The sequence below is a fragment of the Janibacter melonis genome (genome assembly GCF_003721155.3).
In the GTDB taxonomy this organism is placed as follows: domain Bacteria; phylum Actinomycetota; class Actinomycetes; order Actinomycetales; family Dermatophilaceae; genus Marihabitans; species Marihabitans melonis.
In genome coordinates, this window is the sequence record NZ_CP044548.2 from 2,079,909 (window position 1) to 2,103,046 (window position 23,138).

Below are 23,138 nucleotides of genomic sequence, written 5' to 3' on the forward strand. Positions count from 1 at the left end.
ATGCCCAGCACGAAGGTCGTCGTCGGCTCCGCCGTCGGACTGCACGCCCGCCCCGCCGGGATCATCGCCGAGCGGGCCGAGGCCCTCGACGCCGAGGTCACCCTCGCGGTCGACGGCGAGGAGCCGGTGGACGCCGCCTCCGCGCTGCTCATCATGACCCTGGGTGCCGAGAAGGGCACCGAGGTCACCGTCGAGTCCGACAGCCAGGAGGCCGTCGACGTCATCGCCGACCTCGTGCGTCAGGATCTCGACGCGGAGTGACCCCGCACGACGAAGGCCCCCGCACCACCGGTGCGGGGGCCTTCGTCATGTGCCGGTGCTGGTCGAGGTGCGACGGGCGGCTTCGCTGGTCGAGGCGCGACGGGCGCCCGGGCAGCTTCGCTGGTCGAGGTGCGACGGGCGCTCTGCGCCCGAGCCTCGAGACCACCGCCACGCCCGACGGCGATACCTGCACCTGGCACGGGGTATGTCGCGTACCAGGTGCACGCATCGACGTCAGGCACCGGGCGGACGTGCGCCGGTGGTCTCGAGGCTCCTTCGTCGCACCTCGACCAGCGAAGAAGGCGACCTCTTCGTCGCACCTCGACCAGCGAAGAAGGCGACTTCTTCGTCGCACCTCGACCAAGACGAAGGCGACCCCGCCGTCGCACCCCAACCGGCGAAGGGGGCTACTCGCCCCAGCTGTCGCGGCCCGCCGCCTCGGCGCCGATCGTCGTGGAGTCGCCGTGACCGGTGAGGACGACGGTCTCGTCGGGCAGGGTGAGCAGGCGTTCGGTGATGGACTCGACGATGGTCCCGAAGTCGGAGAACGAGCGCCCCGTCGCCCCGGGACCGCCGTTGAAGAGCGTGTCACCCGAGACGAGCAGCCCGAGGGCCGGCAGGTAGAGGCAGCACGCGCCGGGCGAGTGCCCCGGGGTGTGGATGACGTGCATCTCGAGGTCGCCGACGACGATCACCTGCCCGTCGGACAGGTCGGCGTCGGGCACGCGCTGCGGGTAGGTCATCTCCCACAGCTCGCGCTCCTTCGGGTGCACCCAGATCGGCGCCCCGAGCGCCTCGGCGAGCTCGACGGCGACGTCGACGTGGTCGTTGTGCGCGTGGGTGCAGATGATCGCGTCGAGCGTACGGTCGCCGACGGCGTCGCGGATCGGCCCGGCCTGGTGGCCGGCGTCGACGACGACGCACTGCTCGTCGTCGCCGATGACCCACACGTTGTTCTCGACCTCCCACGAGCCCCCGTCGAGCTCGAAGGTCCCCGAGGTGAGGACCCGCTCGACGCGGACCCCCATCGGCGAGGTGGGCAGCTGCTGCTCGGCCATCAGATCGTCACCACCGAGCGCAGGACCTCGCCGGAGTGCATCTTGGCGAAGGCGGCCTCGACGTCCTCGATCCCGATCCGCTCGGTGACGAAGGCGTCGAGGTCGAAGCGTCCCTGGCGGTAGAGGTCGACGAGCATCGGGAAGTCGCGGCTGGGCAGGCAGTCGCCGTACCAGCTCGACTTCAGCGCGCCGCCGCGCCCGAAGATCTCGATGAGGGGCAGCGTGACCTCGAGGTCGGGCGTCGGGACGCCGACGAGGACGACGGTGCCGGCGAGGTCGCGCGCGTAGAAGGCCTGCTCGTAGGTCTCGGGACGGCCCACCGCCTCGACGACGACGTCGGCGCCGAAGCCGCCGGTGAGCTCGCGGATCCGCGCGACGACGTCCTCGTCCTTGCCGTTGACGGTGTGGGTCGCGCCGAAGCCCTTGGCGGTCTCGAGCTTCCGGTCGTCGACGTCGACGGCGATGATCGTCGTCGCACCGGCGACGTGCGCGCCGGCGATGGCCGCGTCGCCGACACCGCCGCAGCCGATGACCGCGACGGAGTCGCCGCGGGTCACGCCACCGGTGTTGACGGCCGCGCCGAAGCCGGCCATGACACCGCAGCCGAGCAGGCCCACGGCTGCCGCGTCGGCGTCGGGGTCGACCTTCGTGCACTGGCCGGCGGCGACGAGCGTCTTCTCGGCGAAGGCCCCGATCCCGAGCGCCGGGGTGAGCTCCTCGCCGGTCTCGGCGATGGTCATCTTCTGCTCGGCGTTGTGCGTCGCGAAGCAGTACCAGGGCTGGCCCTTGGCGCAGGCGCGGCACTGCCCGCAGACGGCGCGCCAGTTGAGGACGACGAAGTCGCCGGGCGCGACCTCGGTGACCCCGTCGCCGACGGCCTCGACGACACCGGCGGCCTCGTGGCCGAGGAGGAAGGGGAACTCGTCGTTGATCCCCCCTTCGCGGTAGTGGAGGTCGGTGTGGCAGACCCCGCACGACTGGATCGCGACCACCGCCTCCCCCGGTCCGGGGTCGGGCACGACGATGTCGACGAGCTCGACGTCGGCCCCCTTCGTGCGGGCGATGACGGCCTTGACGGTCTGCGGCATGTGGACTCCTTGCTCGAGCGGGTGGTCTGCCCCCATCTTGTCGCGAAGGGGGTGGCCACGGGCGGGCGGGTTCGACCCCGTCGCCGGACCGGCGGGCACGGCCCGCCCCCGCGGCCTACGATCGCGGCCATGGGCATCCACCTCCACGAGATCACGCGCTGGTTCATGTGGTCCGCGCCGTTCCTGCTGCTCGGGGCGGGCATGATCGCCGTGGCGCTCATGCGCCGCGACTCCGGCCGGTGGTGGCAGCTGCTCGCCGGCGCCGGCGTGATGATGCTCGTCTCGCAGATGTGGCAGGTGATCTCCGTCCTCGCGACCCCGCGCCTATACCGGACGGGCCTGCCGTGGTGGATCCTCTCGGCCCCCCAGACGATCCTCACGCTCGTGACCTTCGGCCTGCTGCTCGGCGCCGTCCTCGTCGACCGGCCCCGCGCGGCGGGCACCACCAGGGCCCCCGGCGCCGTCCCGCCCCCGCCCCGTGCCTGAGCGCCGCGTCCTCGTCGTCGAGCACCAGCAGTCCTGCCCGCCGGCCCTCGTCGGTCGGTGGCTCGAGGACGCCGGTGCCACGCTCGACGTCGTGCGCCCCTACCTCGGCGAGAGCGTGCCGGACACGCTCACCCACGACGGCCTGCTCGTCCTCGGCGGGTCGATGGGGGCCGAGCAGGACGACCGCGCGCCTTGGCTGCCCGCGGTCCGAGCGCTCATCCGTGACCACGCAGAGGCGGGGCGACCGGTCCTCGGCATCTGCCTGGGCCACCAGCTCGCCGCGGTGGCCCTCGGCGGCGAGGTGACCCGCAACCCCCTCGGCCAGACCGTCGGGGCGCGCGCGGTGACCCGGGTGCTCGCCGACGACCCGCTCGGCGCGGCGCTGCCGGAGGACTGCCACGTGCCGCAGTGGAACGACGACACCGTCGTCGCCCTGCCGCCCGGCGCGAGCGTCGTGGCCGTCAACGACCGCGCCGACGTGCTCCTCGCCCGGCTCGCGGGCTCGGTCTGGGGCATCCAGGGCCACCCCGAGGCGACGAAGGAGGTCGTCGAGGTCTGGGCGCGCACGGACCTGGCCGAAGGGGGCCTGACCGGCGCCTCGGAGGACGAGCTGCCCGCCGTGCTCGAGGAGGTCGCCCGTCGCCAGCCCGAGACGGACGCGGCCTGGCAGCCCGTCGTCGCGGCCTGGGCGGGCCTGCTCGGCCCGCGCTGATCCTCAGAGCGGGATCGGCAGCGGGAGGTCCTGCTCGACGACGGTGCGCTCGTCCTCGACCGTCCCGTCGGTCGCGACCGTGAGGACGTGCCGCACGAGGTCGCGGTCCTCGGTGGACCAGCGCTGGGTGCGCCAGCCGCCGTCGAGCGCCGTCACCGACCGGTCGGCGACGTCCGCGCCGTGCTCGCGCTGCAGCTCCTGCGCCTGGTCCGCGGCGCCGGAGGGCAGGTCGAGGTCGTCGATCGAGTCGAGCAGCCTGGCCCCCCCGGTGGTCGGGCGCAGCGCCGCAGAGTACGCGTCGGCGACCTGGGTCGCCGTCTCCTCGTCCGCGACGGTGACGCCCTTGACGACCTCGGCCCAGCGCTCGGGGTGACCCGACAGGACGACGCCGCGCGGCTCCCCTTCGCGCGTCACCGCGACGACCTGCAGCCGGTGACGCGCCTCGAGCTGGATGACGAACCACCGGTCGGTGAAGGGGGTCGCGATCGGGCGCGGCCTCGTCTCGTCGGAGCGGGCGAGAGAGGCGACCGAGGGGTCGCTGCTCTCGAAGGCCTCGACCGTGCGCTCCTGCATCATCTGCGTGCCCTCCGTGCTCGTGTCCTGTCCACCGCACCCTGCCAGCAGCCCGCCCGCGACGACGAGCGCCGCGACCCGGCGGCTCACCACCAGGGCCACCAGTCGTGCCGGTCGTCCCAGTCCTCGCGGTGCCGGTCGTAGTAGTTCTGGCCGTCAGTGGACTGCGAGTAGTTGACGCTGGGGTGCTCGCCGCGGAACATCAGCTCGATCTCGTCGTGCCCGGCCTGCGCGGCCTCCTCCTGCGAGGCCCCGCCGGCCAGGGCCGCGTCGTAGGCGTCGCGCCAGGCCTGCTCGTCCGCGCCGACCGGCACGTCGATGCCCTCCCGGCGAGCCTCCTCGTTCCACGTCCACCGGTCGACCTGACCCTCGATCTCCTCGTCGACCTGCGACTGCACGTACTCGTCACGGTCGTCGTGGCTGATCTCGAGACCCTCGTCGCGAGCGTCCCACTGCGCGTGGTTGGCCTCGTGGATGAGCGTGTCCGGGGTGTCGTTGTACTGCCGCTCGTCCTCCGGCAGGCTCGGGTCGTCGACGCCGAAGGTGATGGAGTTCGAGCCCGGGTCGTACCAGGCGCCGGCCTCGCCGTCGTCGTAGCGGATCTCGATGTCGTTGATCCGCAGCCACTCGAGCATCTCGCGCCCCGAGGGCGTGGCCATGAGGTCGCGGGCGAGCTGGGAGTCCGGGTCCAGACCGTCGGGCATCTCGACGTCGGGACCGGGGTCCCCGTCGGTCTCGTAGTCGGCCTCGTCCTTGCGGTCCCACCACCAGCGGTTGTCGCGAGCGTCGTTGTTGTCGGCCCGGGCGTCGCCACCGGGGCCGCCGGTGTCCTGGGCCCGGGGGCCGCCGCCGGTGCCCGCGCCCGCGCCACCGGCCCGCGCGCCCGACGCCTCGTCCTGCTGGTCGGCCTGGTCGACGAGCCGCGCGGCGAAGGCGATGAGGGCCTGCTGAGCGCCGTCGAGACGGCCCTGCGAGTCGCGCGCCGCCTGGAGCAGGTACGCGGAGTCCGGGCCCTGCCAGCCGACGTCGAGCACCCCGGCCGAGTGCGCGATGACCTGCCCGCAGTCACCGATCCGGCGTCCGGACTCGACGAGCTGGCGGGCCACCTCCCGCATCTGCTGCGGGTCACCACCGTGAGTGAGGCTCATCGCGCCGCGCACCTCCCCTGTCGTCGCGGTCCCGGCCGATGCTAGCCAGACCCGACGGCGGCGCCCATGGGGAGGACTACCCGCTGACGACGAGAGCCGTCGCGATCGCGGCGGCGCCCTCGCCCCGGCCGGTGAGCCCGAGCCCGTCGGTCGTCGTGCCGGCGAGCGAGACCGGCGCACCGCACGCGTCGCTCATCGCCCGCTGCGCCTCGTCGCGCCGGGAGCCGATCTTCGGGCGGTTGCCGACGACCTGCACGGCGACGTTGCCGATCTCGAAGCCCGCCTCGCGCACGAGACGCGCCGCCTCGGCGAGCAGGGTGAGCCCGGAGGCGCCCGCGAGCTCGGGCCGGTCGGTGCCGAAGTGCGCGCCGAGGTCACCGATGCCGGCAGCGGAGAAGAGGGCGTCGCAGGCGGCGTGGCAGGCGACGTCGGCGTCGGAGTGGCCCTCGAGGCCGGTCTCGCCCGGCCACAGCAGCCCGCCCACCCACAGCTCCCGCCCGCTCGCGGGGTCGGCGAGGGCGTGGACGTCGACACCGATGCCGGTGCGGGGCAGCGCAGTCATGGCGCCAGTCTCCCCCAGCCCGGGCACAACCAGGCGGGGGCCGGTGTTGCACCCGACGTGCAGATCTGGGAGTCGGTCGTCATCGGCGCGGGGCAGGCGGGCCTGTCGACGTCCTACCACCTGCGCCGGCTCGGCGTGGAGCACGTCGTCCTCGACGCCGACGAGCGTCCCGGTGGCGCCTGGCAGCACCGCTGGGACTCGCTGACGATGGACGACGTGCACGGCGTCGCCGACCTGCCCGACGCCCCCGCCCCGGGCCGCGGCGACGAGCCGGCCAACCAGGTCATCGCCTCGTGGTTCGACGAGTACGAGCAGGCCCAGGAGCTGCCGGTGCTGCGCCCCGTGCGGGTCGACGCCGTCACCGACGAGGACGGGCTGCTCGTCGTGCGCTCGGGCGGACGCTCGTGGACCAGCCGCACGCTCGTCAACGCGACGGGGACGTGGACCCACCCCTTCGTCCCGACCTACCCGGGTCAGCGCGACTTCGCCGGCGAGCAGTGGCACACCGTGTCCTACCCGGGCCGCGAGCACTTCGCGGGCATGCGCGTGCTCGTCGTCGGGGCGGGCGCCTCGGCCGTGCAGCTCATCGGCGAGATCGCGACCGTCGCGGACGTCGTGTGGGCGACCCGGCGGCCGCCGCGGTGGTCCGGCGGGGACTTCTCCGGGCGCGCGGCGATCACCGCGGTCCAGGAGCGGCTCGATGCCGGGCTCCCCCCGGCGAGCGTCGTGAGCGTCACCGGTCTGCACCTGCGCCCGCAGGAGGAGGCAGCCGCCCGCACGGGGGTCTACGACCGGCGTCTGCCGATCTTCGAGCGGCTGGAGCGCGACGGGGCGCGCTGGGCCGACGGGCGGCTCGAGCGGGTGGACGCCATCGTGTGGGCGACCGGCTTCCGGCCGGCCCTGCGCCACCTCGCGCCGCTCGGCCTGCGAGGCCCGAGGGGAGGGATCCCCCTTCGCCGGGGCGGGTCCGACGTGCAGACGACGGTGACGAGCGTGCTCGACCCCCGCGTGCAGCTCGTCGGGTACGGGCCGTCCGCGAGCACCATCGGCGGCAACCGGGCCGGTCGCGCCGCGGCACGGGCGGTCCGGGACCGGCTCGACGCCGAGCTGACGGAGGTCAGCGCCCCTCGACGAGCCAGCGCTCGACCCGCCGCAGGTCCTCGACCGTCGTCACCTTGAGGGCCCGCTCGTCGCCCTCGACGACGAGCACCTCGTGACCGAGCGCCTCGACGAGCGCGGCGTCGTCGGTGGCCTGGACCCCTGTGGCGTGCGCCGCCCGCAGGAGGTCGGCGCGGAAGCCCTGCGGCGTCTGCACGGCCCGCAGGCTCGCGCGGGCCGGGGTCGCGGTGATCGCCCCGCACTCGTCGACGACCTTGATCGTGTCGACGACGGCGAGACCCGGGACGGCGCCGGCAGCCCCCGCCCGCACCGCGGCGGTCACCCGCTCGAAGAGAGAGGCCGGGGCGAGGCAGCGCGCCGCGTCGTGGACGAGCACGACGTCGAGACCCGGCGGCAGCGCCGCGAGCCCGGCGGCGACGGAGTCGGTGCGCTCGGCCCCACCGGGCACGACGGTGAGGACGGCCTGGGTGCGCACGCGGGCCACGACCCCTTCGGCCTGCGCGAGGTGGTCGGCCGGGGCGACGACGACGACGTGCCCCGCGCCCGAGCCGGTCGCCCCGACGAGCGCGTGCTCGAGCAGGGTCGCGCCGGCGACCTCGACGAGCGCCTTGGGGCGGTCCGCGCCGAGGCGGGTGCCAGAGCCCGCCGCCACGACGACGACGCCCGCACCGTCATCGGTGCGGGCGTCGTGCGTGACGTGCTGCGTCAGCATGCGTCGTGGATCAGGACGCGAGGACCTCGTCGAGCATGACCTCTGCCCGGTCCTCGTCGGTCTTCTCCGCGAGCGCGAGCTCGGAGACGAGGATCTGCCGCGCCTTGGCGAGCATCCGCTTCTCGCCCGCGGACAGGCCGCGGTCCTTCTCGCGGCGCCACAGGTCGCGGACGACCTCCGCCACCTTGATGACGTCGCCGGAGGCGAGCTTCTCGAGGTTGGCCTTGTAGCGGCGCGACCAGTTGGTCGGCTCCTCGGCGTGCGGCGTGCGCAGGACCTGGAAGACCTTGTCCAGACCCTCCTTGCCGACGACGTCGCGGACACCCACGAGGTCGCAGTTCTCCGCCGGGACCTCGATCGTCAGGTCGCCCTGGGCGACCTTGAGCTTGAGGTACTGCTTCTCGACACCCTTGATGGAACGGGTCTTGATCTCTTCGATCAGTGCGGCCCCGTGGTGGGGGTACACGACCGTCTCGCCGACCTTGAAAACCATATGGAGGAAACCCCTTTCGCGACCCTCAGGATATCACGGCGTGTCGCTTGACTCCTGGGCTCACGAGATCGACGGGCCCCCTGGGCGCCCTGCTGCGGGCGATCCGGCGGCCGGTACGCTGTGCCTCGTGAAGCCTTCCCAGACCACGCGTGCACGCGCGGGTGCAGCCGCGCTCCTGGCCGTCGCTGCGACCACCGGGTGCAGCTACACCTCCCCCTTCCAGACCGACGAGACGATGTCGCTGGGCGACGGCGTGCCCGTCGACGTCGGCGACCTCGAGCTGCGCAACCTCGTCGTCGTGAGCGGCGAGGAGGGCGGCGAGGGCACCCTCACGGGCACGGCGGTCAACACCGGGTCGAAGGACGTCCAGCTGCAGGTCGCGGTCGCCGACGGCGGCGAGCCCGTCACCGCGGACGTGCCCCCGGGCGAGGTCGTCCTGCTCGGCGAGGGCTCCGACGCCGTCAAGCTCTCGAAGGTCCCCGCACCCCCCGGCGCGATGGCCGAGATGACCGTGGCCACCGGCTCCTCCGACGTCACCCCGGTGAGCGTGCCCGTGCTGCCCCCCACCGGCTACTACGAGGAGTTCGCTCCCCCCGGCTACACCCCGCCGGCCGAGCCGTCGGAGTCCGAGACGGAGTCCGAGGAGCACTGAGCTTCGTAGGGCACTGAACCTCGTAGGGCACTGAGCCTCGAGGTGCACGCATGACGAAGGGGGCCGGGTCACCGGCCCCCTTCGTCGTCCCCTGGGGGTGTCAGCCCTCGAACTTGTAGCCCAGGCCGCGCACCGTGATGATGTGCACCGGGTGGCCGGGGTCGGGCTCGATCTTCGCGCGCAGGCGCTTGATGTGGACGTCGAGGGTCTTCGTGTCCCCGACGTAGTCGCTGCCCCACACGCGGTCGATGAGCTGCACACGGGTGAGCACCCGCCCGACGTTGCGCAGGAGCATCTCGAGCAGCTCGAACTCCTTGAGCGGGAGCGGGGTGGGGGTGCCGTCGATCGAGACGACGTGGCGCTCGACGTCCATGCGCACTGGCCCGCCCTCGACGGTCGACGGCAGCAGCTCCTCGGGCTCGGCGTTGCGCCGCAGGACGGCCTTGATCCGGGCGAGCAGCTCGCGCGAGCTGTACGGCTTGGTCACGTAGTCGTCGGCGCCGATCTCGAGACCGACGACCTTGTCGATCTCGCCGTCCTTCGCGGTGAGCATGATGACCGGCACGTTCGAGCGCTGCCGGATCGAGCGGCACACGTCGATGCCGGACAGCCCGGGGAGCATGAGGTCGAGCAGGACGAGGTCGGCGCCGTTGCTGTCGAAGGCGACGAGCGCGGCGGGGCCGTTGTCGACCACCTCGACGTCGTAGCCCTCCTTGCTCAGCAGGTAGGACAGCGGGTCCGAGAAGGAGATCTCGTCCTCGACCACGAGGATGCGGGTCATCGTGCGGTTTCCCTTTCGTGCGGCTCTCGCTCGGCGGCGAGAGTCTCCTGTGCGGCGGGCAGGCGGATGGTGAAGGTCGAGCCGTGACCGCCCGAGCTCCAGACGGAGACGTCGCCCCCGTGGTTGGCGCAGATGTGCTTGACGATCGACAGCCCGAGGCCGGTGCCCCCGGTGGCGCGGCTGCGCGCGGCGTCGATGCGGTAGAAGCGCTCGAAGATGCGGCCCTGCTCCTCGGCCGGGATGCCCGGGCCCTGGTCGGAGACGGCGATCTCCACCCGGTCGCCGACGAGGCGCGCGCCGACCCCGACCCGGGTGCCCTCTCCCGAGTACGCGACGGCGTTGCCGACGAGGTTGCGCACCGCGGTGACGAGCAGGGTGTGGTCGCCGAGCACGTAGAGGTCGTCCGCGCACTTGTCGGCGAGGCTGACCCCCTTCGCGTTGGCCGCGACCCGCAGGTGGTCGAGGGCCTCGTCGACGACGTCCTCGACGTCCACGAGCTCGGGGTCGATGAGGACCTCCTGGGCCTGCAGGCGCGAGAGGTCGACGATCTCCTTGACGAGGGCCGAGAGGCGCTCGGCCTCGACCTGCATCCGGCTGGCGAAGCGGCGCACGGCGACGGGGTCCTCGGCGGCGTCGAGGACGGCCTCGGCGAGCAGGGCGAGACCGCCGACGGGGGTCTTCAGCTCGTGCGAGACGTTGCCGACGAAGTCGCGGCGCACCTGCTCGACGCGGCGGGCCTGCGTCATGTCCTCGACGAGGAGCAGGACGTGCTTGTCGCCGAGGGGGGCGACCCGGGCGTGGACGAAGGTGCCGGCGCCGTGGGACTCCGCGCGCTGGTCGGCGCGGTGGAGCTCGAGCTCGACCTCGCGGATGACGCCGTCGGCGCGCACGGCCCCGGCGAGGTCGGACAGCGACGGGTGGGCCAGGCGGCCGTGCCGCACGAGCCCGTGGGCGACCGCGGCGGGCGAGTTGTTGACGACCCGGTTGTCGGCGTCGACGACGATGCCGCTCGAGCGCAGGACGGCGAGGACGTCGCCGACGCCCGAGGGCAGCTCGGGCTCGGGGGCCGGCGGGGCCGACCGCTCGTGGTCGCTCCAGGCGATGCCCGCCCAGGCGAGACCGACGATGACGACACCGGCGAGGCCACCGAGAATTGCCGCTGTCGTCGGGTCCACGTCACCGAGAGTACGCGTCGGGGCGGGCACACTGAGGAGCGCACACGTCTCGGCTCCGGGGCGCTGGGTGTTGTTCACCTGCCCGCCAGCACGCGTTCACAGATCCCGGGCAGAGTGGCACGCTGATGCACCCGACGGGCCCCGCGCCCACCCGAGAAGGACACCATGCGCACTGTCTTCCACGACGAGCTCGCCCAGATCACCGAGGACCTCGTCGGCATGGCCCGGCTCGTCTCCTCGGCGGTCACGCAGGCGACGACCGCGCTGCTCGACGCCGACATCCAGACCGCCGAGCAGGTCATCGACGCCGACGAGGCGATCGACCTCAAGCGCAACGACCTCGACGCCCACGCCATCGACCTGCTCGCCCGTCAGGCGCCGGTCGCCACCGACCTGCGCACCATCGTCACCTCGATGCGCATGTCCGCCGACCTCGAGCGGATGGGCGACCTCGCCCGCCACGTGGCCAAGCTCGCCCGGCTGCGCCACCCCGAGCCGGCCGTGCCCACCGAGCTGCGCGAGATCGTCACCGACATGTCTCACGTGTGCGAGCGGATCGTCGCGAAGGTCGCCGACTGCCTGATCAGCCAGTCGATGGAGCTCGTCGACGAGATCCAGCTCGTCGACGACGAGCTCGACGAGCTGCACCGCCGGCTCTACGCCCACTTCGCCGACGGCCAGTGGACCCACGGCACCGAGGCGGCCGTCGACATGGCGCTGCTCGCCCGCTACTACGAGCGCTTCGGCGACCACGCCGTCTCGATCTCGCAGCGCGTGCGCTTCCTCGTCACCGGCCAGGAGGTCCACACCGACCTCGCGGACTGACGCAGGCCGCCGCACGACGAAGGGGTGGCCCCGGGATCTCCCGGGGCCACCCCTTCGCCATGGTGGGGTCAGGACGGCTCGACATGACAAACCCCGGCTTCGCACGAGTTTCTTACTCATGCGAAGCCGGGGTTTATCGGGTGACCCGAGAAACTGGTGACGGGTGGGGCGACCGGCGAAGGGGGTCAGCGGCCCTGGTTGGCGACCGCGGCGGCCTCGGCGGCGGCGGCCTCGGGGTCGAGGTAGCGGCCGGGACCCGTGGGCATGAGGTCGTCGCCCAGCTCGTAGACGAGCGGCATACCGGTGGGGATGTTCAGGCCCGCGATGTCCTCGTCGCTGATGCCGTCGAGGTGCTTGACGAGACCGCGCAGGCTGTTGCCGTGGGCGACGACGAGCACGGTGCGCCCGGCGCGCAGGTCCTCGGCGAGCGGGCCCTCCCAGTACGGCATGAAGCGCTCGATGACGTCCTTGAGGCACTCGGTGCGCGGCACGTCGATGCCGGCGTAGCGCGGGTCGTCGGTCTGCGCGTACTCGTCGTCGGGCTCGATCGGCGGCGGCGGGGTGTCGAAGCTGCGGCGCCACAGCATGAACTGCTCGTCGCCGTACTTCTCGCGGGTCGCGGCCTTGTCCAGCCCCTGCAGCGCGCCGTAGTGGCGCTCGTTGAGACGCCAGTCGCGGCGCACCAGGATCCAGTGCCGGTCGCACGCGTCGAGCGCGAGGTTGGCGGTGGTGATGGCCCGGCGCAGCACCGAGGTGTGCACGACGTCGGGCAGGATCCCCGACTCGGCGAGCAGCTGCCCGCCGCGCACGGCCTCCTCACGGCCGCGGTCGATGAGGTCGACGTCGACCCACCCGGTGAAGAGGTTCTTCTCGTTCCAGTCCGAGCGCCCGTGGCGCAGCAGGATCAGTGTCGGCATGACGCCCAGACTAGTCACCGGCCGTGGCGGGCGCCGGGTCGTCCGGGCGCTGCAGGACCGAGCGGAAGGCCTCGAGGTTGCGCAGCGACTCGCCGTTCTTGACCCGCCAGTCCCACTCCTTGCGCATCGAGGACAGGAAGCCCATGACGAGCAGCTCGTCGAAGGGGCCGTCGGCCGCCTCGAGGACGACGCCGAGCAGTCCGTCGAGGAGCTCGTCGTCGACGGAGCGAAGGGGGAGCCGCCCGGAGACGTAGACGTCGCCGGAGGAGTCGACCGAGTACGCGAGCCACGGCATGCGCAGGTTGCGGCGCAGCAGGTAGCGGTAGACCTGCTCGTGCCCCTCGTCGGGGTTGCGGATGACGAAGGCGGAGACCGATAACGCCCGCTCCCCGACGACGAGGGAGACGACGGTGCGCAGCTTGTGCTCGCCGGGCAGGGTGACGACGAACTCGCCGTCGCGCGCCCCGCGCTCCCACTCGACGTCGCCCCCGGCGAGGTAGGACTCGACGGCGGCGCGGGCCGCGGCCGTGTCGTCGCCGCGGTCCTGCGGGGTGGTACCTGGCGTGCTCATCGGGCCTCCTCGTGCCGCGCCTGGCGGGCGGCGGCGATCGCGTCCTCGTAGACGCCCACGAGGGCGTCGGTGGTGTGCTCCCAGCCCATCTGCGACGAGCGCTCGACCGCGCGCTCGCGCATCCGGCGGGCCCGGTCCGGGTCGTCGACGACCTCGAGGACGGCGTCGGCCCAGACCTCGGGGTCGTGCGAGTCGAGCAGGACGCCGCCGTCGCCGACGGCGTCGGGCAGCCCGCCGCGCCGGGCGGCGACGACGAGCGCCCCGCTGGCGGCGGCCTCGACGGCGACGAGGCCGAAGGACTCGTTGTACGAGGGCACCGCGACGACGTCGGCGGCCTGGAACCATCGCGCGAGATCGGGTCGGCTCACCGGCGGCGCGAGCCGCACGACGTCGCGCAGCCCCAGCTCGTCGACGAGGTCGCCGAGCCACGTGGGTGCCGACAGCCCGCTGCCCGACGCCCCGCCGAGCACGGCGACGACGAGCCGGTCGCGCAGGTCGGGGCGCTGCTCGGCGACGCGGGCGGCAGCGCGCACGAGCACGTCGGGCGCCTTGAGCGGCTGGATCCGGCCGACGAAGAGCAGGAGCACGGCGTCACGGGCAACCCCGACGTAGTCGCGGGCGGCGTCGCGGTCGCCGGGCACGAAGGTGCGCAGGTCGACCCCCGGGGGCACGACGGCGACGCGGGCGGGGTCGGCGTCGTAGAGCTCGACGAGCTGGCGGGCCTCGGTCTGCGTGTTCGCGACGAGCCGGTCGGCGATGGCCACGACCTGCGCCTCGCCGATCTCGCGACCCGGGGGCTCGAGGGCGTCTCCCTGCGCCGGGCTGGCGTTCTTCACCCGCGCCATCGTGTGCATGGTGTGCACGAGCGGGACCTGCCAGCGCTCCGCGGCGAGCCAGCCCACCTGACCCGAGAGCCAGTAGTGCGAGTGGACGACGTCGTAGTAGCCCTCCTCGCGCGCGGCGAGCTCGCGCATGAGGCCGGCGGTGAAGGCGCACAGCTGACCGGGCAGGTCCTCCTTGGCCAGGCCCTCGTACGGCCCGGCGAGGACGTGGCGGACGACGACGCCCGGCTCGACGTGGACGACGTCGTCGTCGGCCGCGGCGGTGCGCCGGGTGAAGATCTCGACCTCGACGCCGCGCCGGGCCAGCTCTCGGGCGGTCTCGAGGACGTAGACGTTCATCCCGCCCGCGTCGCCCGTGCCGGGCTGGGCGAGGGGCGAGGTGTGGACGCTGAGCATCGCGACGCGGTGCAGCTCGCTCACGACTCCTCCTCCGGCTCCGGCTCGGGCCGCGCCGAGCTCGTGACGCTGAGGTCGAGCACAGAGCCCCAGGCGTGCAGGTCGGTGTGGCCGCGGCGCCGCAGGTCGACCGCGCGGGCCACCCCTTCGGGCCCGAGGGCCTGGTCGGTGCGGCGGTCGCTCGTCATCACGGGGGTGGCCCGGCCGATGCCGGGCTCGACCCACCACGCACGACCGCGCAGCAGACGGTCGGGCAGGGCGGGCGGGTAGCCGAGCGAGCCGAGCTCCTCGGCGCCGTGGAGCACGACCGCGTCGGCGCCCTGGACGTCGACGTAGAGGCGCACCCAGCGGTCGTCGAAGGTCACGGTGATGACGGTCGGCAGCGAGCCCCCGTCGGAGGACAGCGTGCCGGTGTAGCGCGCGATGCCGGGCGAGACGCCGACCCGGTCGATGCGCAGGTCGGACACGGCGTCCTCGACGTCCTCGCGCGGCGAGTCGCCGGAGTCGTCGAGAGTGCCGCGCAGCGCCGAGACCGGGGACCCGCCCCGGACCGTGCGGTAGAGCACGTCGTCGCCGTCGGTGATCCGCAGGCCGCTCTGGTCGAGGGCGACGGCCCGGCCCTCGCCCAGGGTGATCACCCCGCCGACGCCGTCGGCGATCGTCAGCATGCCGGGCGTCACCGCCTGCACCCCGCTGTCCTTGCCGATGAGCGAGGGCACCCAGCCGATCGCGCCGAGCAGCGCGGCCCCGGCGAGCGAGGCGACGAGCGCGAGCATGCTCCAGCTGACCCGACGCTCCCTGACACGCACGAGGCCACCATAGGCGCCGCCTACCCTGGTCCCGTGCCCAGCCAGCGCCCCGTCGGGTCCCCCACGCGCGGCACGACGGCACCGAACAGGCTGCGCCGGGCCGACCGCTGGCTCGTCGGCACCCAGGCGCCGCGCATCCGGCTGGGCGACGACCCTCCCGTCATGGTCGACCTCGGCTACGGCCGGCTCGGCACGACGACGCGCGAGTGGGCCGACCGTCTGGCCGCGGTGCGCGACGACCTCGACGTCGTCGGCGTCGAGATCTCGCCCGATCGCGTCGCCGCGGCCCAGCCGCTCGCCCGGCCCGGTCTGCGCTTCGTCCTCGGCGGCTTCGAGGTGCCGACCCCGCCCGCGCGCGTCATCCGCGCCTTCAACGTCCTGCGCCAGTACGACGAGGGCGAGGTCGCCCAGGCCTGGGCCGGGCTGCAGGCGGCCCTCGACGAGCACGGGGTCGTCGTCGACGGCACGTGCAGCGAGCTCGGCCGGCTCGGCGCGTGGGTGATGCTCGACCGCGAGGGACCGCGCAGCCTCACCCTCTCGTGGCGGCTGCGCGACCTCGACCTCGACGCGACGCCCCCGTCGGTCGTCGCCGAGCGCCTGCCGAAGGCGCTCATCCACCGCAACGTGCCCGGCGAAGGGGTCCACGACCTGCTGCGCGACCTCGACGACGCGTGGGCGCGCACCGCCGGCTGGGCGACGTACGGCGCCAGGGCGCACGCGGTCGAGGCCTTCGGGCTGCTCGCCCGGCGCTGGCCCTTGCTCGACGGGCCGCGGCGCTGGCGGCTCGGCGAGCTCACGCTCGCATGGGAGCCGGTCGCGCCGGCGTCACCAGCGTGAGCGCCCGCTGCCCCGTCCCATGACCTGGTCGATGGCCGGCTTGACGTCGGCGAGGTAGACCCCGGCCGCGACGACGCCGATGAGCCCGAAGAGACCCAGGCCGCCGAAGGTGGCGACCCCGAGGAGGACCGCGACGGCGAGGATGCCCAGCCAGATCGGCTTGGTCTGCTTGCCGGCCGCGACGAAGGCGTCGGCGCGCTGCGTCGCCGCGTGGACGAGCGCGTAGACCTCGATGGCGACGGCGATCACGCCGAGGCCCATGACGACGAGCCCCTGGATCATCGCGACGGTGTTCATGCGGGCGAGCCTACGGGGGGCACGTCCACGACGATGGTCACGGGGCCGTCCCCGACGAGCGCGACCTCCATCATCGCGCCGAAGCGACCGGTCGCGACGCCGATCCCGCGCTCGCGCAGGCCGTCCGCGACGGCCGCGACCACCGGCTCGGCCACCGGGCCGGGCGCGGCGGCGCCCCACGACGGCCGCCGCCCCTTGCGCACGTCGGCGTGGAGGGTGAACTGGCTGACGACGAGGACCTCGCCGCCGGTCTCCTCGACCGAACGCTCTCCCCCTTCGCCCTCGGGCGTGAAGAGGCGCAGCTCGGCGATCTTGCGCACGGTCGTCGCGACCTCGTCCGGCCCGTCCCCGTGGGTGACGCCGACGAGCGCGACGAGACCGGGGCCGATCGCGCCGACGACCTCGTCGTCGACGCGGACCTGGGCCGAGCTGACCCGCTGCAGGACGGTGCGCACGCTCAGAGCCCGACGACGCGGACCTCGCCGACGCGGCGGCCGTGGCCGAGCGTCGGCGAGGTGGAGTGCTCCCGGGTGGCCGGCGAGTCGACGCCGAGGCGCAGCAGCGCTGCCGCGAGGACCGCGGTGCGCGCGCGGGCGAAGGGGGCGCCGTCGCTGATCTTCACGGCGAGGCCGAGCCCGTCGGCCGTGCCCGCGGCGAAGACCGCCTCGGCCCCGTCCTTCGCGACGAGGCCGGGCGTGCGGGCCATGAGGTCGGTGACCTCGCGGCCGTCGCCGCCCACGTGCTCGGGGTGGGCGCGCATCGCGTCGGCGACGCGGCGAGCAGCCGTGCCCTCCTCGGCACCGGCGAGCCGACCGAAGGCTGCCGCGAGCCCGTCGAGCGGGACGGCCGGCAGGGGGGCGCCGCAGCCGTCGACGCTCGTCGTCGTGATCGGGCCGATCTCGCGGGTGACGACCTCCATGACGGCCTGCTGCAGCGGGTGCTCGGGGTCGAGGTAGTCGTGCGTCGACCAGCCGTTGACGACGCAGGTGACGAGCATGCCGGCGTGCTTGCCGGAGCAGTCCTGGGCGATCGGCTCGGGGGCGCGACCGGCGGCGAGCCACTGCGCGTGCTCGAGCTCGCCGATGGGCAGGGCGGGGGTGTTCTGCAGGGCGGAGATCTCCAGCCCGACGCTCGCGAGGATCTCGGTCACCGCGGTGAGGTGGCGCTCCTGCGCGGAGTGGCTCGAGCACACCGTCGCGAGGTGGTGGGGGGCGAGGTCGAGGCCGTGCTCGACCATCGCGAGCGCCTGGATCGGCTTGAGGGTGGAGCGCGGGTAGACCGCCGCCGCGGTGTCGCCGACCGCGAGGCGGGTCCGGCCGCCGGCGTCGACCGCGGCGACGCGGCCGTGGTGGGCGGACTCGACGAGGCCCCCGCGGGTCACGTGGACCAGCACGGGGGCCTCGTCGAGGGCGGTGGTGTCAGGGGTCGTGGTGCTCACGGGCCCTGACGATAACCGCCCGGTGCGAAGGGCTTCAGTCGCCGACCTTCTCGGCGGCCTTCTCGGTGGCGGTGGTCGCCTTGGCCGCGGTCTTGCGGGCGCTCGTCGAGGTGGACTTCGCGGTGGAGCGGGTGCGGGTCGCGCCCTTCTTCGCCGTCGTCGTCGTGCGCTTGGCGGCGGTGCGGGTGCGCTTCGCGGAGTCCTTGACGGCCTTCTGCGCGGCGTCGGTGTCGACGGTGACCTCGACCGACTCGGCGACGGCGTCGGCGGCCTTGGCGGCCTCCTTGCGACCGATCGTCAGCGTGGCCTTGGCGGAGCGCTCGACCTCGGCGACCGCGTCGCGGGCCGTGGTGACCAGGCCCTTGCCGAGGGCGACGGTGGCGCGAGCCTGACCGGCGAGGTCCTGGGTGGCCTTCTGCTTGCGGACGCGCTCGACGAGCTTCTCGCCGCGGGCGGCGAGGTCGGCGTAGGACTTCTGGGCCGCCGCGGGGGCGCCGGAGATGCGGGCCTGGACCTTCGCGGGGGCCTCGTCGCGCAGCGACTCCACGCGGGCGCTCGCCGTGCGGACGCGCTCGACCGCGAGGTCGGTGGCGCCGAGGGCGGCGTACGGGTAGTCGGTGACGACCTTCTTGACGGTGGTGGTGACAGTCATGGTGGTGCTCCTTGCTGCTGTGATCAGGACGTGGTCTTCGTGGAGCGCGACGTCGCGCTCGAGGTCCGGGTGGCGCTGGTGCGCTTCCGGGGCGTGGTCGTGCGCTTCTTCGGCGTCGTCGACGAAGGGGTGGCCTCCCGCGAGCGGGCGGCGGTCTTCTCCGGGCGGGGCGGCGCCGGGGCGTCCGCCGGCGACCCGACGAAGGAGTCGTAGATGTCGATGAGGGTCTGGCGCTGCCGGCTCGTGAGCCGCAGGTCGGCGGCGATCGCCTCGCGGGCGGTCGGGCGCTCGGCCGGGGCCTCCTCGTCCGGGTCGAGCAGGCCCGCCTGGACGTAGAGGGTCTCGGCGCTGATCGACAGCCCCTTCGCGATCTGCTGGAGGATGTCGGCGCTGGGGCGCTTGAGCCCCCGCTCGATCTGCGAGAGGTAGGGGTTGGATACCCCGGCGAGCTCGCTCAGCTGGCGCACCGACAGGCGGGCGCTGAGCCGCTGCTCGCGGAGGTAGTCACCCAGGCCGTTGCCCAGGTCTCCCAACGGATTTCGTGCCATGTCCCCAGTGTGCTTGCCAGAGCAAGCACAATGCAAACTCCAGGCACCTCACGTGACCGACCTCACCCTGGGCCGCTGGACGTCGGTCGTGCCGCTCGGCAGGCCGGGCCGGGCCGCGAGCGCGCCTCTCCGGGGTCGAGGTATCCGGGTGAGCCCGGGCTCGCCCGATCACCTCGACCCGCGAAGGGGGTGCGGTCAGGGGGCGACGACGACGCTCTGGGCGGCGGCGACGGGGTGCTCCTCGCCGGCGGCGAGGGTCGCGGTGGGGTCGACGTTGCGCTTGATCAGCCCGAGGGCGATCGGGCCGTCCTCGTGGTGACGGGCGACGGAGGTGAGATGGCCGACGACCTTCTCGCCGATGCGCAGGGGCTCGCCGGCCGAGGGGAGCAGGTGCCCCGAGCCGTCGAGGTGCAGGGCGACGAGGCGGCGCGGCGGGCGACCGAGGTTCTTCACCCGGGCGACCGTCTCCTGGCCGCGGTAGCAGCCCTTGTGCAGGTGCACGGCGCTGCGCAGCCAGTCGACCTCGTGCGGGATGGTGCGGTGGTCGGTCTCTGCGCCGAGCCGCGGGCGCCACGCGGCGACGCGCAGCGCCTCCCACGCCCACAGACCGGCGAGCTGGCGGTCGCCGATCGCCGACGCGACCTCGTCGGCGGGCACGAGCAGCTCGCGGGTGCGCCACAGCCGGCCCGGGTGCTCCTCGCTCGGCGGCCCGTACTCGAAGGTGTCACCCACGGGTCCCGGCCACGGGTCGACCCAGGCGAGGGGCTCCCCTTCGCCGCTCTCGCGCGACCCCGCCTCGCCGAGCACGACGTACTCGCCCGTGCGATCGGTCACCGTGACGTCGAGCATGAAGCGCATCGAGTCCAGCCAGCCGGCGACGGCCTCGTGTGTGCCGGGCTCGACGGTGATCCACGTCTGCTCGCCGTCGTCGACGACGTGCAGGTCGTGCTCGACGTGGCCCTTCGGCGTGAGGATCAGGGTCTGGGCGCTCGTGCGCGGCGCGAGGTCGGTGACCTGCTGGGTGGTGAGCGAGTGCAACCAGGACAGGCGGGCCGACCCGGCGAGGGTGATGACGCCGCGGTGGCCGAGGTCGACGGCGGCCAGGCCCTCGGCGAGCAGGCGCTGCTCGCGCATCGGGTCGCCGTAGTGGGCGGCGACGGCGCTGTCACGACCCTCGCCGGCGACGGCTCCCGGGGACTGCAGCAGGGGGCTGGGGGTGCTCATCTGTCTCCTTCGCTCGCGGAGCAGCTCGCGCAGTACCCGTGGATCGCCATGTGCGTCGGGTCGGCGCGGAAGCCGGTCTCCTGCCTCAAGGCTGCCACGAGCGGGTCGGCTCGCTGCACCTCGACCTCGAGGACGGCCTTGCAGCTGCGGCAGACGAGGTGCAGGTGGCCGTGCGGGCGGGCGAGGTGGTAGGTCGGCGGGCCGTGGTCGAGATGCGTGTGCGTGACGATGCCGACGTCCTCGAGGCTCTGCAGCGTGCGGTAGATCGTCGAGGGCGGCAGCTCGGCGCCGCCGTCGCGTCCGACGAGGTGGGTGAGGACCTCGGGCGTGAGGTGCTCGCCCCGCGCGAGCACCCCGAGCACGCGGCGTCGCGGAGCGGTGAGCCGCAGCCCGCGAGAGCGGACGAGCGCGCCGAGCGGGTCGGTGGCAGCCATGCCGACAAATCTAGACGCCGACGAGATCCCAGGTGCCGCACCTAGACTCGGCCGGGTGATCGACGACCTCCTCGACGAGCCCGACGACCAGCGGGACCCGCCGCCGAAGAAGAAGCGGCGGCTGCGACGCGCCCTGCTGGTCATCGCCAGCGTCGTCGTCCTCGTCCTCGCCGGGGTCGCCGGCTACGTCGGCTACCTCAGCACGAAGGTGGACGACATCGCCCGCGAGCCGCTCCTGCCGACGCAGGAGGACGGCCAGGAGGGCACGACGAGCGAGGGCACGAAGCTCGTGAGCGGCCGCGGCACGAACTACCTCGTCATCGGCTCCGACGCCCGCCCCGGCGAGTCCGCGTCGCGCGCCGACGTCATCCAGCTCGTCCACGTGCCGGCCGACAGCAGCGGCGTCTACCTCGTGCACTTCCCCCGCGACCTGTACGTGCCGATCCCCGGCAAGGGCGAGGACAAGATCAACGCGGCCTACGCCTACGGCGGGGCGCCCCTGCTCGTGCGCACCATCCAGGACCTCGTCGGGGTGAAGATCGACCACGTCGCCAAGACCGACTTCGAGGGCTTCAAGCAGATGACCGACGCCGTCGGCGGCGTGCGCGTCTACGCCGAGGAGGCGAGCGGCTCTAGCGGCAACGGCGGGGTGGCCATCACGAAGGGGTGGAACGACCTGGACGGCGAGCAGGCCCTGGGCTTCGTGCGCGAGCGCTACCAGCTGAGCGAGGGCGACATCTCGCGCGGCCAGCGCCAGCAGGCCTGGATGAAGGCGATCATGACCAAGGCCCTCTCCCCCGGCGTCCTGCTCAACCCGATGAAGTTCTCCAGCTTTGTCGAGGCCGGCACGTCGAACTCCGTCGTCGACGACACCCTGACGAGCAAGGAGATCCGCGACCAGGCGCTCGCCCTGCGCAGCATCCGCGGCGACGACATCCACTTCATCACCGCGCCCTTCTCCGGCTACGGCACGAGCCCGGGCGGGGCCTCCATCGACGTCCTCGACGAGGAGGGCATGGCCGAGCTCGGCGACGCCCTCAAGGCCGACGAGATGGACACCTACGAGGCGCGCTGATCCCCCCTTCGCCGGGGTGGGACGAGCGCCTCAGTCGACGCGCTTGAGCTCGGCCGAGACGTGGCTCTGCAGCTGCTGGCCGACCGCGGCCATGTCCATGACCCACATGAGGTTGCTGTTGACGTAGCCGTACATCCGTGAGGCCGCCGCGTACTCCTTCGCGTGCGGGCTGCGGATGACGCCGTCGGTGCGCACCTCGACGCGGGCCGGCTCGACGCTGCCGTAGTACATCTCGACGATGCCCGTCGGGTGGCTGAGCAGCAGCTCCGCCTCGCCCTGCCCGCCCGGCCGCCAGAAGCCGAGCTCGGTCGCGAGCGGGCGCACCCGGGTGCCCGCGTCGTCGAGCAGCCAGGTCTGCGACTCCCACCGCAGGAAGGGCCGTCCGTCGTGGGTGCAGATGATCTCCTGCCCGAAGTTCGCGGACTCGATCGTCGGGTAGCCGACGACGCCGGCCCCCTCCCACCGGCCGACGAGCCAGGCCAGGGGGGCGATGTCCGGGTGCAGGGTGGGGTCGATGGTGAACACGGCGCCAGCCTAGGACCCGATAAGTTGGCAGCCGCCCGGGTTGCAACCAGCGCGCGTGTCGGGATCTCGGGCGAAGGGGGGTCAGCCCAGGAAGGTGCGGGCGAGGGTGAGGACGACCGGGCCGACGACGAGCACGGAGGTCGCCCCGGCGGCGAGCGCGGCGACGGGGTGCTCGAGGGCCTGCTGGCGCGAGACGAGACGGCGCACCGCGAGCGCGACACCGGCGCTGAGGACACCGACGAGGACGGCCCACAGGAGCACCTCGCCGCTGACGACGAGCTCGACGAGGAGCCCGGCGGCACCGCCGGCGACCATCGCGACGGGCAGCATCCACACGTGCAGCCGGGGCCGCTCGAGCGCGAGGTCGACGAGCGCCGAGACGGCGACGGCCACGCCGGCGACGACGACCGGGGCCCGCTCGTCGCTCTCGACGATCGTCAGCACGATGCCGCACAGGGCGACGGCGATGCCCATGGCCGTCGCCGTGAGCCACGGCGTGAGCTGGGCGCGGGCACGGGCGTGCACGAGCGGCACGAGGCACATGAGGACGATGCCGATCCCGGCGGCGACGGGCGCCACCTCGAGCAGCGGCTCGGTGTCGGTGGCCAGCCGGGCGCCCGCCAGGCCGATCGCGGTCGCCGCGACGACGAGCCCGGAGGCCGTCGGGGCGAGCACCCCGGCGAGCCGGGGCAGGCCCGCGGCGACGGCGAGCGAGGCGAGGGTGACGACGAGCACGAGACCGATCGGGGACGCGGCACCGGCGGCGAGGGCGAGCGCCAGACCGAGGACGATGCTCGCCGCGGCGACGACCGGACGGGGCCGGGAGGGCTCGCCGGCGGGCAGCTCGGAGCGGGTCGCGTGCTGACCTCGGCGCGAGGCGCGGGTCGGCGCGGTCTCCGGGTTCGACACGCGCCGACCATATCCGACG

30 protein-coding genes are annotated in these 23,138 nt (G+C 73.7%); 8 read left to right on the forward strand and 22 right to left on the reverse strand.

Annotation, left to right across the window (positions count from 1 at the left end):
• Positions 1–261 (forward strand): HPr family phosphocarrier protein, encoded by a 261-nt coding sequence (locus tag EEW87_RS09860; RefSeq protein WP_068269872.1) that lies wholly within the window; start codon positions 1–3, stop codon positions 259–261.
• Between the two features lie 407 nt (positions 262–668).
• On the opposite strand, the gene EEW87_RS09865 is transcribed toward EEW87_RS09860, so the two are convergent.
• Positions 669–1,319, reverse strand: a complete 651-nt coding sequence (locus EEW87_RS09865; protein ID WP_225985109.1) for an MBL fold metallo-hydrolase — start codon at positions 1,317–1,319, stop codon at positions 669–671.
• Entirely contained in the window at positions 1,319–2,407 is a 1,089-nt protein-coding gene (locus tag EEW87_RS09870) for an S-(hydroxymethyl)mycothiol dehydrogenase (RefSeq protein ID WP_123093548.1), read from the reverse strand. Before EEW87_RS09870 ends, EEW87_RS09865 begins: the two co-directional genes overlap by 1 nt.
• Before the next feature lie 129 nt (positions 2,408–2,536).
• Here EEW87_RS09870 and EEW87_RS09875 point away from each other — a divergent pair, with 129 nt between their 5' ends.
• Positions 2,537–2,893 (forward strand): hypothetical protein, encoded by a 357-nt coding sequence (locus tag EEW87_RS09875; RefSeq protein ID WP_123093549.1) that lies wholly within the window; start codon positions 2,537–2,539, stop codon positions 2,891–2,893.
• Positions 2,886–3,605 carry a type 1 glutamine amidotransferase gene (locus EEW87_RS09880; protein WP_123093550.1) on the forward strand — a complete coding sequence of 240 codons (720 nt, stop codon included), beginning with the start codon at positions 2,886–2,888 and terminating at the stop codon, positions 3,603–3,605. The genes EEW87_RS09875 and EEW87_RS09880 overlap by 8 nt, the downstream gene beginning before the upstream one ends.
• A gap of 3 nt (positions 3,606–3,608) precedes the next feature.
• Here EEW87_RS09880 and EEW87_RS09885 read toward each other — a convergent pair whose 3' ends face one another.
• From EEW87_RS09885 to ispF, 3 genes are all read right to left on the reverse strand, one after another.
• Positions 3,609–4,268: a hypothetical protein gene (locus tag EEW87_RS09885; RefSeq protein ID WP_148041625.1), complete on the reverse strand. Its 660-nt coding sequence runs from the start codon at positions 4,266–4,268 to the stop codon at positions 3,609–3,611.
• A complete protein-coding gene (locus tag EEW87_RS09890) occupies positions 4,265–5,326 on the reverse strand; it encodes a hypothetical protein (protein WP_148041626.1) in 1,062 nt (353 codons plus the stop codon). The genes EEW87_RS09885 and EEW87_RS09890 overlap by 4 nt, the downstream gene beginning before the upstream one ends.
• 76 nt (positions 5,327–5,402) lie before the next feature.
• Positions 5,403–5,888, reverse strand: coding sequence for a 2-C-methyl-D-erythritol 2,4-cyclodiphosphate synthase (gene ispF / locus EEW87_RS09895; protein WP_123093553.1), 486 nt, complete (start codon positions 5,886–5,888; stop codon positions 5,403–5,405).
• 57 nt (positions 5,889–5,945) lie between these two features.
• Here ispF and EEW87_RS09900 point away from each other — a divergent pair, with 57 nt between their 5' ends.
• On the forward strand, positions 5,946–7,067 hold the full coding sequence (locus EEW87_RS09900) for an NAD(P)-binding domain-containing protein (protein ID WP_123093554.1): 1,122 nt from the start codon (positions 5,946–5,948) through the stop codon (positions 7,065–7,067).
• On the opposite strand, the gene ispD is transcribed toward EEW87_RS09900, so the two are convergent.
• Both ispD and EEW87_RS09910 read right to left on the reverse strand, forming a co-directional pair.
• Entirely contained in the window at positions 7,006–7,719 is a 714-nt protein-coding gene (gene ispD / locus EEW87_RS09905) for a 2-C-methyl-D-erythritol 4-phosphate cytidylyltransferase (protein WP_123093555.1), read from the reverse strand. The two genes, EEW87_RS09900 and ispD, sit on opposite strands and share 62 nt — an antisense overlap.
• A 10-nt stretch (positions 7,720–7,729) precedes the next feature.
• A complete protein-coding gene (locus EEW87_RS09910; RefSeq protein ID WP_068269899.1) occupies positions 7,730–8,212 on the reverse strand; it encodes a CarD family transcriptional regulator in 483 nt (160 codons plus the stop codon).
• Positions 8,213–8,339: 127 nt separating this feature from the next.
• Here EEW87_RS09910 and EEW87_RS09915 point away from each other — a divergent pair, with 127 nt between their 5' ends.
• Positions 8,340–8,864 carry a hypothetical protein gene (locus tag EEW87_RS09915; protein WP_123093556.1) on the forward strand — a complete coding sequence of 175 codons (525 nt, stop codon included), beginning with the start codon at positions 8,340–8,342 and terminating at the stop codon, positions 8,862–8,864.
• Between the two features lie 100 nt (positions 8,865–8,964).
• Here EEW87_RS09915 and EEW87_RS09920 read toward each other — a convergent pair whose 3' ends face one another.
• Both EEW87_RS09920 and EEW87_RS09925 read right to left on the reverse strand, forming a co-directional pair.
• Entirely contained in the window at positions 8,965–9,645 is a 681-nt protein-coding gene (locus EEW87_RS09920) for a response regulator transcription factor (RefSeq protein WP_068269902.1), read from the reverse strand.
• Positions 9,642–10,820, reverse strand: a complete 1,179-nt coding sequence (locus tag EEW87_RS09925; protein ID WP_123093557.1) for a sensor histidine kinase — start codon at positions 10,818–10,820, stop codon at positions 9,642–9,644. The genes EEW87_RS09920 and EEW87_RS09925 overlap by 4 nt, the downstream gene beginning before the upstream one ends.
• A gap of 165 nt (positions 10,821–10,985) precedes the next feature.
• Between EEW87_RS09925 and phoU the strand changes: the two genes are divergently transcribed.
• Positions 10,986–11,645, forward strand: coding sequence for a phosphate signaling complex protein PhoU (gene phoU, locus EEW87_RS09930; protein ID WP_123093558.1), 660 nt, complete (start codon positions 10,986–10,988; stop codon positions 11,643–11,645).
• A 185-nt stretch (positions 11,646–11,830) separates the two neighbouring features.
• Here phoU and EEW87_RS09935 read toward each other — a convergent pair whose 3' ends face one another.
• From EEW87_RS09935 to EEW87_RS09950, 4 genes are read right to left on the reverse strand one after another with little or no spacing between them, the layout of a single operon-like run.
• Entirely contained in the window at positions 11,831–12,562 is a 732-nt protein-coding gene (locus EEW87_RS09935) for a phosphoglyceromutase (protein ID WP_123093559.1), read from the reverse strand.
• Between the two features lie 10 nt (positions 12,563–12,572).
• Positions 12,573–13,133 carry a type III secretion system chaperone family protein gene (locus tag EEW87_RS09940; RefSeq protein ID WP_123093560.1) on the reverse strand — a complete coding sequence of 187 codons (561 nt, stop codon included), beginning with the start codon at positions 13,131–13,133 and terminating at the stop codon, positions 12,573–12,575.
• Positions 13,130–14,371, reverse strand: coding sequence for a D-inositol-3-phosphate glycosyltransferase (mshA, locus tag EEW87_RS09945; RefSeq protein ID WP_123093596.1), 1,242 nt, complete (start codon positions 14,369–14,371; stop codon positions 13,130–13,132). Before mshA ends, EEW87_RS09940 begins: the two co-directional genes overlap by 4 nt.
• A gap of 20 nt (positions 14,372–14,391) precedes the next feature.
• Positions 14,392–15,180 carry a hypothetical protein gene (locus EEW87_RS09950; RefSeq protein WP_148041627.1) on the reverse strand — a complete coding sequence of 263 codons (789 nt, stop codon included), beginning with the start codon at positions 15,178–15,180 and terminating at the stop codon, positions 14,392–14,394.
• A 33-nt stretch (positions 15,181–15,213) separates the two neighbouring features.
• Between EEW87_RS09950 and EEW87_RS09955 the strand changes: the two genes are divergently transcribed.
• Positions 15,214–16,017: a class I SAM-dependent methyltransferase gene (locus EEW87_RS09955; RefSeq protein WP_123093562.1), complete on the forward strand. Its 804-nt coding sequence runs from the start codon at positions 15,214–15,216 to the stop codon at positions 16,015–16,017.
• Here the strand turns inward: EEW87_RS09955 and EEW87_RS09960 are convergent.
• From EEW87_RS09960 to EEW87_RS09990, 7 genes are all read right to left on the reverse strand, one after another.
• Complete coding sequence (locus EEW87_RS09960; RefSeq protein ID WP_068269924.1) at positions 16,006–16,314, reverse strand: DUF2516 family protein; 309 nt, start codon at positions 16,312–16,314, stop codon at positions 16,006–16,008. The genes EEW87_RS09955 and EEW87_RS09960 overlap by 12 nt on opposite strands.
• Positions 16,311–16,769 carry a D-aminoacyl-tRNA deacylase gene (gene dtd / locus EEW87_RS09965; protein WP_123093563.1) on the reverse strand — a complete coding sequence of 153 codons (459 nt, stop codon included), beginning with the start codon at positions 16,767–16,769 and terminating at the stop codon, positions 16,311–16,313. Before dtd ends, EEW87_RS09960 begins: the two co-directional genes overlap by 4 nt.
• A 2-nt stretch (positions 16,770–16,771) precedes the next feature.
• Positions 16,772–17,752 carry an asparaginase gene (locus EEW87_RS09970; protein WP_123093564.1) on the reverse strand — a complete coding sequence of 327 codons (981 nt, stop codon included), beginning with the start codon at positions 17,750–17,752 and terminating at the stop codon, positions 16,772–16,774.
• 34 nt (positions 17,753–17,786) lie between these two features.
• A complete protein-coding gene (locus EEW87_RS09975; protein WP_068269933.1) occupies positions 17,787–18,404 on the reverse strand; it encodes a hypothetical protein in 618 nt (205 codons plus the stop codon).
• Positions 18,405–18,427: 23 nt separating this feature from the next.
• Positions 18,428–18,952 carry a helix-turn-helix domain-containing protein gene (locus tag EEW87_RS09980; protein ID WP_123093565.1) on the reverse strand — a complete coding sequence of 175 codons (525 nt, stop codon included), beginning with the start codon at positions 18,950–18,952 and terminating at the stop codon, positions 18,428–18,430.
• 195 nt (positions 18,953–19,147) lie between these two features.
• A complete protein-coding gene (gene ygfZ, locus EEW87_RS09985; RefSeq protein WP_123093566.1) occupies positions 19,148–20,176 on the reverse strand; it encodes a CAF17-like 4Fe-4S cluster assembly/insertion protein YgfZ in 1,029 nt (342 codons plus the stop codon).
• Positions 20,173–20,610: a Fur family transcriptional regulator gene (locus tag EEW87_RS09990; RefSeq protein ID WP_123093567.1), complete on the reverse strand. Its 438-nt coding sequence runs from the start codon at positions 20,608–20,610 to the stop codon at positions 20,173–20,175. Before EEW87_RS09990 ends, ygfZ begins: the two co-directional genes overlap by 4 nt.
• 55 nt (positions 20,611–20,665) lie before the next feature.
• Here EEW87_RS09990 and EEW87_RS09995 point away from each other — a divergent pair, with 55 nt between their 5' ends.
• Positions 20,666–21,685 (forward strand): LCP family protein, encoded by a 1,020-nt coding sequence (locus EEW87_RS09995; protein WP_229299900.1) that lies wholly within the window; start codon positions 20,666–20,668, stop codon positions 21,683–21,685.
• 30 nt (positions 21,686–21,715) lie between these two features.
• On the opposite strand, the gene EEW87_RS10000 is transcribed toward EEW87_RS09995, so the two are convergent.
• Positions 21,716–22,210 carry a heme-binding beta-barrel domain-containing protein gene (locus EEW87_RS10000; RefSeq protein WP_068269948.1) on the reverse strand — a complete coding sequence of 165 codons (495 nt, stop codon included), beginning with the start codon at positions 22,208–22,210 and terminating at the stop codon, positions 21,716–21,718.
• Between the two features lie 81 nt (positions 22,211–22,291).
• Positions 22,292–23,119 (reverse strand): hypothetical protein, encoded by an 828-nt coding sequence (locus EEW87_RS10005; protein WP_123093569.1) that lies wholly within the window; start codon positions 23,117–23,119, stop codon positions 22,292–22,294.
• Between the last annotated feature and the right edge of the window lie 19 nt (positions 23,120–23,138).